Annotated in this window: 13 protein-coding genes; all 13 read right to left on the bottom strand. The window is 46.5% G+C overall.

What is annotated here, in order from left to right:
- Nucleotides 1-53: 53 nt before the first annotated feature.
- Nucleotides 54-3,170 carry an HsdR family type I site-specific deoxyribonuclease gene (locus AC0XWG_RS10890; protein ID WP_047603597.1) on the bottom strand — a complete coding sequence of 1,039 codons (3,117 nt, stop codon included), beginning with the start codon at nucleotides 3,168-3,170 and terminating at the stop codon, nucleotides 54-56.
- Nucleotides 3,171-3,291: 121 nt separating this feature from the next.
- Nucleotides 3,292-4,647, bottom strand: coding sequence for a restriction endonuclease subunit S (locus AC0XWG_RS10895; RefSeq protein ID WP_047603598.1), 1,356 nt, complete (start codon nucleotides 4,645-4,647; stop codon nucleotides 3,292-3,294).
- On the bottom strand, nucleotides 4,644-6,200 hold the full coding sequence (locus tag AC0XWG_RS10900) for a type I restriction-modification system subunit M (protein WP_047603600.1): 1,557 nt from the start codon (nucleotides 6,198-6,200) through the stop codon (nucleotides 4,644-4,646). The genes AC0XWG_RS10895 and AC0XWG_RS10900 overlap by 4 nt, the downstream gene beginning before the upstream one ends.
- Nucleotides 6,201-6,403: 203 nt before the next feature.
- Nucleotides 6,404-8,272, bottom strand: a complete 1,869-nt coding sequence (locus AC0XWG_RS10905; RefSeq protein WP_232420677.1) for a DUF262 domain-containing protein — start codon at nucleotides 8,270-8,272, stop codon at nucleotides 6,404-6,406.
- A gap of 70 nt (nucleotides 8,273-8,342) precedes the next feature.
- Nucleotides 8,343-8,654 carry a hypothetical protein gene (locus tag AC0XWG_RS10910; protein WP_023337782.1) on the bottom strand — a complete coding sequence of 104 codons (312 nt, stop codon included), beginning with the start codon at nucleotides 8,652-8,654 and terminating at the stop codon, nucleotides 8,343-8,345.
- A 58-nt stretch (nucleotides 8,655-8,712) separates the two neighbouring features.
- Nucleotides 8,713-9,426: a helix-turn-helix transcriptional regulator gene (locus AC0XWG_RS10915; protein ID WP_023205801.1), complete on the bottom strand. Its 714-nt coding sequence runs from the start codon at nucleotides 9,424-9,426 to the stop codon at nucleotides 8,713-8,715.
- Between the two features lie 102 nt (nucleotides 9,427-9,528).
- Nucleotides 9,529-10,278, bottom strand: a complete 750-nt coding sequence (locus AC0XWG_RS10920; protein WP_029403631.1) for a YaaW family protein — start codon at nucleotides 10,276-10,278, stop codon at nucleotides 9,529-9,531.
- 142 nt (nucleotides 10,279-10,420) lie between these two features.
- Nucleotides 10,421-10,804, bottom strand: a complete 384-nt coding sequence (locus tag AC0XWG_RS10925) for a hypothetical protein (RefSeq protein ID WP_047603609.1) — start codon at nucleotides 10,802-10,804, stop codon at nucleotides 10,421-10,423.
- A 77-nt stretch (nucleotides 10,805-10,881) separates the two neighbouring features.
- On the bottom strand, nucleotides 10,882-11,121 hold the full coding sequence (locus tag AC0XWG_RS10930; RefSeq protein ID WP_042080396.1) for a DeoR family transcriptional regulator: 240 nt from the start codon (nucleotides 11,119-11,121) through the stop codon (nucleotides 10,882-10,884).
- Nucleotides 11,100-11,564, bottom strand: a complete 465-nt coding sequence (locus AC0XWG_RS10935) for a lecithin retinol acyltransferase family protein (RefSeq protein WP_023337779.1) — start codon at nucleotides 11,562-11,564, stop codon at nucleotides 11,100-11,102. The genes AC0XWG_RS10930 and AC0XWG_RS10935 overlap by 22 nt, the downstream gene beginning before the upstream one ends.
- 58 nt (nucleotides 11,565-11,622) lie before the next feature.
- Nucleotides 11,623-12,051 (bottom strand): DUF2787 family protein, encoded by a 429-nt coding sequence (locus AC0XWG_RS10940; protein WP_026080582.1) that lies wholly within the window; start codon nucleotides 12,049-12,051, stop codon nucleotides 11,623-11,625.
- A 47-nt stretch (nucleotides 12,052-12,098) separates the two neighbouring features.
- Nucleotides 12,099-12,530, bottom strand: a complete 432-nt coding sequence (locus AC0XWG_RS10945; RefSeq protein WP_017382949.1) for a hypothetical protein — start codon at nucleotides 12,528-12,530, stop codon at nucleotides 12,099-12,101.
- A complete protein-coding gene (locus AC0XWG_RS10950) occupies nucleotides 12,523-12,876 on the bottom strand; it encodes a hypothetical protein (RefSeq protein WP_063077949.1) in 354 nt (117 codons plus the stop codon). The genes AC0XWG_RS10945 and AC0XWG_RS10950 overlap by 8 nt, the downstream gene beginning before the upstream one ends.
- Nucleotides 12,877-13,104: the final 228 nt, after the last annotated feature.

The raw sequence follows: 13,104 nt of genomic DNA on the forward strand, positions 1-13,104 counted from the left end.
AGATACAATCTTACCTATAAATTGCGGTGGCGCATTGTTCTTTTATCTGGCAACTAGAGGTGTCCTCCAACCCCTTTAAATTTTTCGATAAACGCCCCAATTTTCTGGAATACAGTCTGCTTTTTCGTTTTGTACTGAGGATTCAGCGGACTGAGCTTTGGTAGCGTCTCATTTAGCTCCGTCCCATTTTCGGTGGCATACTCCCGTTTTAGTGATGTGCGGATATAGCGCCTTGCAGCTTCTTCATTGAGGTTTTCTTCCTTAATCAACGCTTCCGCTTCCCTCTGCTGTTCACGCTGAGCATAGGTAAAGAATGCATCAATGATACTAGCTTTGTCGGGCATGTCATCAAGGTTAGTTTGCTGAATAAAGTCAACAATCAGACCTTCTTTGGCACGGTTGCCCAGACTTGAGCGGATTAAGCGTCTGACCTCTTCAGTCAGGGCTTCTTTACCTTTTTTCTCTCTGTTGTGGTCGAAAATCAGACCAAGGATGTAGTCCAGGTTAATCTCCTGCGACTTGAGCAGGTCAATTTCAAACACCACATCATCCCAGTCTGTGGTTGATTTATCCCTGTCGTTTGATGCTTTTTCGCGTCGCTGCCAGTCCCTGATATCATTGTATGCTGAGCGATAGTCCTGAACTTTACGTTCTGCCGGGAGACGAATGGTTTGTAATTCAGCAAATTTTTCATCATCCACATAGTGCTCTGCTTTAAAGGTTTCTACCGCTTCCGGGTCACTAATATCAACCTTCTGCAGGGCTTTCAGCGTGGCAAATTCATCATAGTTTTGAAGGATGTTTTCTGCCCGCAGATATTCACCAAACAGTTTGACGAAGGCTTTTTTCTCTTTTTCACTGTCGATACTGGCAGGGTCAGGGAAGCGCTGCTCCAGCTCCGAAACAACAGCCATAAAACCTCGTTTAGCCTCACCGGTTGCCGCATCGGTAAAGCCCTGCATGTACTCTTCGTAGCTTTTTTCCAGCACCACATTCTTGGTGTTTTTGTCGCCGAAAAGTGTGATGGCATCAATGGTCGGACGCTCCAGGTCCCTGAAAGTCACGATATTGCCGAAGGTTTTGGTTGCATCATAGATACGGTTGGTGCGTGAGAATGCCTGCATCAGACCGTGATAACGCAGGTTTTTGTCAACGAACAGAGTATTGAGCGTCGGAGCATCAAAGCCAGTCAAGAACATTCCCACCACGATGAGAAGGTCAATATCCTGATTTTTCACTCGTTGAGCTAAATCGCGGTAGTAGTTCTGGAAACCGTTACTGTCGGTGCTGAAATTGGTTTTAAAGTGGTTGTTATAGTCATCAATGGCTGAATCCAGGAATTCCTTCGCGCTGCTGTTCATTGCACTGGTATCAAAACTTTCGTCGGTAATATCACCAATGGCGCTTTGCTCTTCATTAGCAGCAAAAGAAAAGATGGTTGCCACACGAAGACGTTTATAGCTGCCAGATTTCTTCTCAGCTTCTTCCTGTAGCATTTTAAATGTCGTGTAATAAGCTTTTGCCGCGTCCACGCTGCTCACTGCTAACATGGCATTGAAGCCTTTTGCTCCCGGGAAGGTACGATGCGTTTTCTGGCGGAAGTTATTGAGAATGTATTGCGTTATTTCCTGGATACGCAGTGGGTGCAGAAAGGCCTGCTGGTTTTCAGCCGCGCTGAGTTTTTTCTCGTCTGTTTCCGTTTCAAGGGACTTAAACTGTGGGCGGACATCGTTATAGTCCACCTTAAACTTCAGTACTTTTTCATCACGAATCGCATCAGTAATTACGTAAGAATGTAATTCACGCCCGAAGACGCTGGCGGTGGTTTCTGCCCCCAGTGCATTTTCCGGGAAAATAGGCGTACCGGTAAAACCAAACTGATAAAAGCGCCTGAATTTCTTTTTGAGGTTTTTCTGGGCCTCACCAAACTGGCTGCGGTGACACTCATCAAAGATAAACACCACCTGCTGCTGATAGACGGGCAGGTCAGCTTCGGCTTTCATCAGGTTATTGAGTTTCTGAATGGTTGTGACGATAATTTTGTTATCGTCCTTATCCAGGTTTCTTCTGAGGCCTGCTGTATTATCCGAACCATTGACACTGTCCGGAGAGAAGCGCTGATACTCCTTCATGGTCTGGTAATCGAGGTCTTTCCTGTCGACCACGAAGAAGACTTTATCAATAAAGTCCAGCTCGGTTGCCAGTCGTGCGGCCTTAAAGCTGGTCAGGGTTTTACCTGACCCAGTGGTATGCCAGATAAACCCGCCGCTTTCTGGTTTTGACCAGTTCTTCGCTTTAAATGAGCTGTTAATTTTCCAGAGAATTCGCTCAGTGGCGGCAATCTGATAGGGGCGCATGACGAGCAGCGTCTGGCTGCTGTCAAACACGCTGTAATTAAACAGAACATTCAGCAGAGTATGCTTCTGGAAGAAAGTGGCGGTAAAGTCCTTCAGGTCCTTTATCAGGGTGTTATCTGATTTCGCCCAGTTCATGGTGAAATCAAAGCTGTTTTTATCCCGCTTAGTGGTACTGGCAAAGTACCGGGTATCAGTCCCGTTGGAAATCACGAAGAGTTGCAGGTATTTAAACAGGGAGTTATCGCTGTTAAAGCTTTCCTTGCTGTAACGGTGTATCTGGTTAAAGGCTTCACGAATCGCCACGCCGCGCTTTTTGAGTTCGATTTGCACCAGCGGCAGGCCGTTGACCAGAATTGTGACATCATAGCGGTTAGCGTGTGAGCCGGTCTGCTCAAACTGCTGAATGACCTGCACCTTATTGCGCAGCAGGTTCTTTTTATCTATCAGATAGATGTTTTCCAGACGACCATCATCAAACGTAAAATCACAGATATAGTCGATATGGATTTTACGGGTTTTGTCCAGGCTGCTGTCACTGGGGCTGTCCAGATACTGCTCTGTGAAGCGCCGCCATTCACTTTCGTTAAACACCACACCATTAAGACGCTGAAGTTGGTCCCGCACATTCGCCAGCATCGCAGTCGGTGACTTAACGGAGATAAACTCATAACCCTGATTCCGCAGGTCCTGAATCAGTTCCCGTTCCAGGTCCGATTCGCTCTGGTAGCTGTCGCCTGTTTGCTCAGCTTTGATGTACTTATCAAGGACGATAAAGTTATTGGATTCAGCAATGGTGTGTGTTTGATGAGTCATAGCGCATCCTTTGTGCCGCCTGGCAAGGGCCGGAAGGGCGTTAAGAGTGACTTCCGGCGCGTAAAAAATAGTCTATATACAGACCGGGTGTTAAGGTGGCCCGGTCGGTAGCAATGGTCAATTAATTACTGACAGTTTCAGGTTTCGGGAAACTGAACAGTAAATCACGGTAGTACTCGTATTGTTTCTGGCGTAACTCGATTTCACGCGGGAGACCTTCGGTGATGGAGTTTGTCAGGGTGTCGAATTTATCCAGAATCCGAACGATTTCAGACTGGATGGCAAGGGATTTTTCAGGGTTGTTAGGACAGAGAATGGGGATTAGAATCTTTTTAAATCGAGCCTTTGAAATGTTAAAGCGTGTGACGCCACTCGCCGTTTTGCTTATTTCTTTACGCATCTTGTTTGTTCTGAAAAGGTATTTTAAGAACTCGGGGGTTAATTTAATTTTATTATTAAATCTAACGCCAAAAGAGAAACTGTTTAGGTATACAGGCTCATCAAATTGTGATGTGACTGCGCATGAGATGCCTGCTTCTTCAGCTATTTCGGATGAGCCGGTAAACAAAATATCACCATATCTGACTTCATGCTGTCGTTCGTCTTCACGAACATGGACATAATCAGTTGGCATATTTTTTATATCTAAGCTACCAAAAATTTTTTTGTATGAAATATACCTGGCATTACCTTTTTCAAAATCAGCCTTGGTCTTTCCTGTTAATCCACCATAAATTTCAGCAACCTCACCAAGAGATTTCCACTCAACCTCAACCCCATCCAGCAATTTTTCCAGATAAATAGGTTTTTCCTGCTCCTCATCAAAACTCAACAACTGGTCGCGATAGTAGTTATACTGTTTTTTCCGTGCGGTAAGCTCAGCGGTAAGCTCAGCGGTAAGCTCAGCGGTAAGTGCAGTAAATTTGTCCAGAATCCGAACGATTTCAGACTGGATGGCAAGGGATTTTTCCGGATTATTCGGGCAGGGGATTGGGATAGTAATTTTCGCCATATCAGATGCAGATACATCAATTACTTTAGTACCTTTAGAGTATTTCCTTTTCTCATTTGCAAAAGAATCCGTTTGCGTGAAATAAGCAAAGTATTTTCCAATAATAGTGCTATTTGGTTTGAAAATAGTGGCATGACCACCAGTAACAGCTTGTTCTTTACCTAGATAAACAAGCGCTTTACCAACATCAGTAAAGTTTTCGCTTGTGTTAGTAATAACAACATCACCAGAGTTAACCTTTTTAAGCTTCTTCGCCGTTTCCTGAGAAACAAATGACTTTGTTGTTTCAGTAGATAATCCGTAAAAAGTATATATCTGACCATAGTGTATGGCAGGAACCCCTGATTCGGTAAAATCAGACTTAGGCAATCCATTTCCACGAACTAATTCACCTAGTTCCCCCAATGGCAACCTCTTAACTTCAACCCCATCCAGCAATTTTTCCAGATAACTCATCTCGCTCATTTCTGCACCTCGCAGCCTTCAATTTCAGCCACAATCGCATCAATATCTTTGCGCAACTGGTCGATTTTGCTGACCGTAGTTTTAAGCTCTGCATTTAGCTCAGCAATATTGATAATTTCGCGGTTATCTTTCGCTTCCACATAGCAGCTCACCGACAGGTTATAGTCATTAGCGACAACGGTCTCAAACGCGACAGATTTCGCCAGATGGGCAACATCTTCCTTGCTGGCAAATACTTGCATAATCTGTTCGATATGAGCATCGGTCAGAATGTTGTTGTTAGTCTCTTTTTTGAACAATTCGCTGGCATCAATAAACTGAACTTTGGTATCCGTTTTATGCTTAGACAGCACCAGAATATTGACGGCAATGGTGGTGCCAAAGAACAGATTCGGTGCGAGTGAAATCACGGTTTCGACATAGTTATTGTCAACCAGATACTGACGGATTTTCTGCTCCGCGCCGCCACGGTAAAAAATGCCCGGGAAGCAGACAATCGCAGCACGACCTTTGGCAGAAAGATAGTTCAGCGCATGTAATACAAAGGCGAAGTCAGCTTTGGATTTGGGGGCCAGAACGCCAGCCGGGGCAAAACGCTCATCGTTAATCAGGGTCGGGTCGTCACTGCCAATCCACTTAACCGAGTACGGCGGGTTAGAGACAATCGCATCGAACGGTTTTTCATCGCCAAAGTGAGGCTCAGTCAGGGTATTCCCCAGTCTGATATCAAATTTGTCGTAGTTGATGTTGTGCAGGAACATATTCATACGCGCCAGGTTAAAGGTTGTATGATTTATCTCCTGACCATAAAAACCTTCTTCAATGATATGGTTATCAAAGTGCTTCTTCGCCTGAAGCAGTAGTGAGCCAGAGCCTGCGGCAGGGTCATAGATTTTGTTGACGTGAGTCTGACCGTGCATCGCAAGCTGAGCAATTAGCTTAGAGACGTGCTGTGGTGTGAAGAACTCCCCGCCAGACTTACCGGCATTTGCCGCATAGTTAGAAATCAGGAACTCGTAGGCATCACCAAACAGGTCAATCTGGTGCTCGTTAAAATTCCCCAGTTTTAGCCCCTCAACGCCTTTGAGAACGGCGGCAAGACGGGTGTTTTTGTCTTTGACTGTGTTCCCCAGTCGATTGCTGGTCGTATCGAAATCGGCGAACAGGCCTTTGATGTCGGCCTCGGACGGGTAGCCGTAGGCAGAGCTTTCAATAGCGACGAAGATACTGTTTAAATCAGCATTCAGCCTGTCGTTGGTGTTCGCCTTAGCGGCAACGTTGCAGAACAGCTGACTCGGGTAAATGAAGTAGCCTTTAGTCCTGATGGCATCGTCTTTGATGTCATCGGTAATGATGCTGTCATCAAGTGCTGCATAATGTATGCTCTCGTCCCCTGCTTCCATGTAGCTGGAAAAATTCTCACTGATGAAGCGATAGAAAAGTGCACCGAGTACATACTGTTTAAAATCCCATCCATCCACTGAGCCCCTGACATCATTGGCTATGGCCCAGATTTGACGGTGTAGCTCTGCACGCTGCTGAAGGCTTGTCATCTTGTATCCTGTTGTATGATTCTTAAGTACTGTTATTGGCCCGATTTTATCGCAATTTCATATTGATGACAGGTTTTGTATGTCATGCGTTGCACTGAGAGTTCGTTTGCCCGGTTGTGTAGCCAACGTTCTTTCAGTCAGGCCAGTAGAAACGTTGCGCTGACGATAAATACTGAAGCCCCGATACTATCGGGGCTGAACGTTCAGTCGGTGAGAATTTCTTCATCCGTATCTATTGTGGATGGTGATGAATCTATTTTTGTTGTAAGAAATACCCGATTCAGTAGTCTTTGCTTTAGGGCGTTTCTTCGCTCATTGTAGAATTCCTGGAAGCGACTGAACTCAATATTTTCATCTGAAACTAACAGCATTGATGGAGTATAGTTGTTTGATGAGTGAGATAGCCATTGTTTCAGGGATGTATCCTGTTTACTTATATTCTGAGAGTGATTCAGTAAATGAAGATTAGGTATGGTGTCCCAGTGTTCCGGATTTTCGTAAAAGCTGAGTTTCTCCGGTGAATTCGCAATATAATCTAATTTTTCAAGATATTTATTTGAAAAATGATTTCTTGGATGAAGGTGATCAATATGAAACACCTCGGTCGGATTCATTTCAGGGAACAGAAGATGCAATAGTGCGCGGCAGCGACCTTCGCCATATCTGATATTGAGAAGGCTTTCGATGTATTCGTTGTCAAATCTGAGGTCCTTATTCGAGCCTTTGTACCTGTCAATAATCTTCTCAAGAGGAAAATGAACATCTGAAAGACTATTCTTCATTACGTCTCTGATGCTCGTGAGTAGCGCATCTGCCTGGCTTCCAAAGATCCCTTTCAGAAGTACCATGTAAAACCACTGGCTAATTACTGAGCGTTCATTGTGGTTTTTATTCAGGAGATTAATCGTTGTATATAATGGGTGTCCATTGGTTTGCTTTTTGTAAAGCCAGTAGACCACAGGAATGACTGCATTTTTAGATATCAAAGACTGTGGATTGATGCCGAATCGCCTGATAAGAACAAAAGTCTCCTTGATACAGGATTTTATTTCAGACCATTGTTGTTGTATCTTACCGACCTCCTCTGAAGTGAAGTTTTTTACTTTGAACCGGACGTCAGAGTCAATAAGCATCAGGCTGGTTTTTAAGAACCAGTCTCTTTCAATATAAAACCCCATTTCATTATTCTGATGAATGTTTTTTGTTAGTTCATCCAGTTCTCTTCTGAAATCACCCTGCCAGTGTGCTACAGCTATTGACATCAGTAAGTCGGAGAACTCAAGTTTTGTCCCCCCGCTATTCGTGCGGATGAAAACATCCAACACATGATCAATGTCCTGGCTGCTCTCATTGAAGTAGTGGATAAGATTCTCAGTTCTTATCTTGGTATAAAGTTTAAGCAGGGTTTTTCTGGAGAATTCACTGGAAATGAGTCCTCTTTTTTCGAGTTCTGGTACGACAACTTTAAATAAGATATCATCCGGAGAATCAATTTGCTCGTATTTGAATATTTCGTGAAGGCAGAACCAGTGATGTTTGTTATCGGTAAGTGAATCAGTGTATTCCTTGTCGGTGAGGAACCTGAAGTTGTACTTCATCATGGGCTCATCGTCTGAGTCAAGTGGCGCTGTTAAATCGACGTAAAGCTTTCTGGGCGGCAGGATGCGATCATCCTGTGCCGAAGGCCACCACTCCCGGGGCTTTTTATACGCATACGTTCCACACAGTCCAATATATAAAGATGTGAGACGCTGCTGACCATCAATCACCGCCTTAAAATCATGAAATCCCGCATTTGTTGGTACATATGGGTTTTCTTCATTAAACCGCTGACAGTATTCTTTCAGGAACTCATAAAATTTGTAATCATTTTTAATACTGGCACTACGGATATCCCACATCATGAAAGAGTTTATCGGGTAGTCTCGCATGATGGAATCAAACAGCAAACATATTTGACTGCTGCTCCAGACGAACTTCCTCTGAATTGCAGGCAGAAGATAGTGGCGTAAATTAATTGAATCTATCGCTTGTTTTATCGTTATTGCTTTTTCATACTGGCCAGCCATCATAAACCTCATATGTTATATTAGCTGGCCTATTTTAATTTATTGCGTGTCGGTAGTACAGTCTTTGCACAAACTAATTTATGCAATGGAAAAGCTGACGGCTCGGTTTGTGTTTTTCATTCGGGTAGACTCGCATTGCGGATGCACAAAGTGATGAAACCTGTCTTGCTATATTTTTACCGAAGTTAACAAGTAGGCCGTGCTTTATTTTTTCACCCTCTGCCCTGATGCTGATGACAAAGCTGAACTGATATACGATTACCTCAATGAGGTCATTGCCAAATGTTATGATGGCGGCGTTGTTTATTTCATATTCATAATCCCTCAGGTCAGTGTTAAGTCTTGCTGTTGCATCTACAAGTGCGTATTCTTTATCGATAATCATAACTTTCTCACTTATCATGTTAATGTGATTTAATCATCACTAATAATATGTTGTGATTTTAATTACGATTATTCGTCTGTTTACTCCCGTAATGCATTATCTGATGAATAATGTTCATGTGGGGTAAGGCTTCCATAAAGTCAGACTGTTCAATCAGCGAAATGAGTGTGTTATCGATCTCAAACGTTGTATCCGGTAATACCTCAACCAGCCTGATTCGGGACAGGGAAATAACGAACACGCCCGATGACGTACATCCGGCAAGAAACCACTCCGCATGGCTGCAAAGCAGACGATAGGGATGAACGGTATGGCTGACGTTTTCGTCGGTTCTGATACGCACCTGGGTCTGGTTGAGTATGGCGAGCGTCAGTCTGCTGAAATCACCAAAGAGCGTGGGTTTCTGGCGCGGCTCCGGGAGCATAATCCGGTAGGGTGAAGGGTGCTCCCCGTCAAGCAGAAGGCTCAGCAGTTTGGCGTCCATCGCGGGTAACAGACGGTCAAGATGCAGCAACCTCGCCAGTATCTTCATATCCCGTTCCGTGCGGCGACGAAAGTAATGCGAAGCGAGCTGATATACGCCGTTGTTCTGTTCAATATCAAGATAGGTGAGGCGGACGTTAAAATCCCGCCGCAGCGTGCGCGTCGTCACCCCAAATTCTTCTGCCAGCGTCCCGATATGCAGCTTTTCACCCTGAAACAAACGGCTCAGGATGATGGAAAGGCGGGTTGCCAGTCTGTCATGTTCGTTTTCTTGTGTTATCAGCGTCATACATCATTTCCGAATTTAGCCGGGAAATAATGCCAGCAGTAGCGGACAGGATTTGTCCGCCCTCTGAAGTTTTTTAAAGTCTGAATACCTTAAATGTAAGTGCTAAACGTCAGTATTCTCAGGTGAATAAAGATGCTTCTGGCGCATGTAGGCAATAAAAATGCAGGATGGTAGCGTCACCCGGTATGCGGGACCGGCTAAATCTATCAGTAGCCAGAGAGAACTGAGCACCCAGCCCACGGGACCGGCAAAAGCGCCCATAGTCCGTGTCAGCATGGCATTTCCTGCAACGGTCAGCCCTCTGCCTAACAGGGCTTTTGCTACGCCATTTGTGACAACAAGCGCCATCTGATAGGCCGCAAATCCGGATGTTTTTATCCCCGCCTGGATTGCCATGGTCAGCAGCTCCGGTGTGGGATTGCTGTAGCCTGTCTGCAATTCTTCCGCCACAGTCTTTAGCTGGTCGGGCGTCATCTTCTCAAGACTTTTCTCCAGAATCTTCATCAGCAGATTCATTTCAATGGTTTCAACACTGGATTTGCTGTTGTAGTTCACCTTCATTTTATCGCAGGCATCGGTAAGAATTTCCCGGTACAGCACCCCTTTACCCCAGCGGAGCAGCGTGGCAAAGCTGTTCGCCCCAAACGTCTGAACCTCGGCGGCAATGGCATCCCAGTAGCGCGGGTGGTTGGGCTTGTGTTTTTTATACTGAGGATCATAGGTCAGCGTTTCCGTGATGCGTGCCAGTCCGTCTTTCGGATCGTAGATAAGCACTGAAACCAGTAAATCCAGATCGTCACGATGACAGTGGCGCAGAAACTCAAGGTCGGGGTCGTGTCGGTAGGTAGCCATATTTCACCTCATTGCAGATATTGGACCTGACAGTTTAAGGAAGCCCCCGGACAGGGTTTGTCCGCCTGAAAAATAAAAAAGTAAAAAAAACCTGCCCGAAAGCAGGTTTCTGTTCACCGGATGGAGGTATAACGCGTCGGGATTACTTTCCGCGCCATTCCTTTTCCACTTTATCCGCAAAGGCATCGCACTGCCGGGCATATTCCGGGTTATAAAGCAGCTCCGACTGCGAAAGCTGCATGGCGGTCATGCTGCCGTTACGGGCATTTGATTCGAGCCAGGTTCTGCCATAGGTTTTGTTCATCACCTGAAGTACCCTGTTGAATACCGGTCCGTTGATGCGGGCATTGAGATTGACGCCTTTTACCTGAAGGCCGCTGTCACTGGTCTGGGTCAGGCGGGTGGAGTACATCGCACAGAAGGTCGAATTGGTAATCATCTGAGCGTCAGCCTGCTCGTCGGCGAACGCGCTGTGGCTGAAGGCGGAAAGCAGAATTGCGGCGGTTAACAGTTTTAAAATTTTCATCATGTTCCCTTATGGATTGAAAAGCGGAGACAGCCTGCCATACGGAGTGGTCAGGAGATGTCCGACAGAGAAAAAAGTCAGGGTTTCAGCGAGGGAGCCAGTCGCCAGCGGTGAGGTCCAGCAGATTCCAGCACAAAGGCCAGTTGAGCGAGGTCCCGTCTTGCGGTCCGGGGAGACACGTCAAACTGCCGGATGATGTAGCGAACAGATATTGTCTGACCGTAAAACAGCACCATGGTCAGCCGGATAAGCCGTTCTCCCTGTCCGGTGACACGTTGCCTGCAACGGCTGGCTTTCATCGTTGCCATACGCGCCATCGGTCCCCTTTCTGAAAAGAATCGAGGTGTCTGGCAAGCCAGATATCAGGGCACGAATCGCCGGTAACGCAGCGGGCAGTAAACCGGTGGCAGTTAAAGTCGAGCAGGCTATAAGGATAGCGCTGACCCACTGCCGCCTTTGCCCGTTCAGCGGCCCGCGCACAACCCTGAGGCGTCAAATCCATACAGTCGGTATACACCGAGATAGCGGAGTTCCAGCCATCGAGCCGGTCAAGAAACCCTTTAGCCTTACTTTTGATAACGGTTCCATCGCCATCAAGATGAACAATATCGCCGTTACCCACATAGATACCGCTGTGTGCGGCAAGGCCAAAAAGCAGTTCGCACTGCACGATACCACCGTAAGCCGGTTCATCGACGCAGGAGAGAATGCAGTTATCGATAAATGAATCCACGAAGTTCAGCAGCAGAAGCCGGTACATAACAATCAATTCCTTACTACGGGGGAGAGGGGGGATGCGGGGGAAACGTAGTGAACACTCAGCTTTCCCACAACGTACGGACCGTGAAAACCCCCATATCGTGGTAAGCCATAAAGTTACTTTCCCATAGCGACCAGAACTCACGGGCGTCGACATGAGAGATATCGCCACAACGGGAAAGCCACGTGTATTGTTGCGTCCAGCTCACATCGACATCTTTTTCAAGCTCAGGCCATGGATGTCCTGCATAGTGAAAATCGGTGACGTAATCGAGCTGCCAGTCTTCTCCGGCAGGGATGAGGCGTATTTCGACCGGATGCCAGCCGCCCTTTTCCGGTGAGTATTCAGGGTCACGGAAGTTAATGGTTAATCCGGTGATGGGGTGACGATGAGGCGGTTTTTGCGCAACGATACCCAGAAGCAGTTGAGTGAACGACCGGGAGAGCGGCAGCACATAGCCGCCCTGCAATATAGCGGGTGATGACATAGTGAATTTCCTTTTTAAGGGGTATGGAACACAGAAAAAGCGGGGGATTAGTCCTGGCTGATTGCGGCAAGCTGCGTCAGACGGTGCTGCCAGTCGGCGTAGCAGCGGTGCATAAAGAGTCTGCTGCTGTCCGCTTCGATAAGGCAGATATCCGGACTTCTGAGCACAGCAGCAAGAAAACCTGCGTTATTGGTGCTGCCCTGACCAAACAGTGGGCGAAATACACGGGATGGAAAGCTGTCCTGCTGCTGTTCCAGAATGGCGTGAATCGCATCAAGCGCTACCCATTCACGGGAGAACAGGCCTCCTTCGCCATTGGCGGTTAAGCGCAGGGCAAGGCTTCCGGTTTCACCCTCTTTACCCAGCTCATACGTCAGCAGTCCCTTGCTATGGGGGCTGATTTTCTCTGCTTCCCCGCTGTAGAACACGGTATAGCTTTCGATGACGGCGGCTTCGGTAGCGATTTTTTTCTTACTCATGGTTCAGCGCCTCAATCAGGTTCTGGAGTTGAGTGATAATGGTCGTTTCTGGGAATACCAGATAGATACCCTGTCCGTTATCACAGACGATACCGAGAAGCAGATACCAGCCATCATCAAGTGCGGTGACGTATTCCGGGTTAGCCAGTGCAACTGCCAGCAGCGGGTCTTCGGGCAGCGTGTCATCATGGTTGAGATGCCAGAGCAGGGTTTCCGTTTCGTTCCAGAAGGCGGTAAACAGGTCGATATCATCGACGGGGCCAAGGATTTCATTGCTGAGGGCTTCCAGCGCGGAGGCGGGCAGTTTGAGAAGGGGGATACTGGTGGGGGTAGTGAGTTTGAACATGGCTTTCTCCTTATATTTTTGATATTCAATGAAATAATATATTTTCCATGCTGTTACCATTACGGAGATTGATTCGCCGGATGACTTTTACCGGGGGCTGGTAAAAAAGATGAATATTCTGAAGGCCTTATTTTCGGAAAACGAACACGATCCGTTTTGGCAAGGTTCTTCAGGGCGAAAAAGATCTCACAATGGTTTCCCCCCCGAACTTCAGGGAATTTATACGGA

It is taken from the genome of Enterobacter sp. DVT3837 (assembly GCF_056238685.1).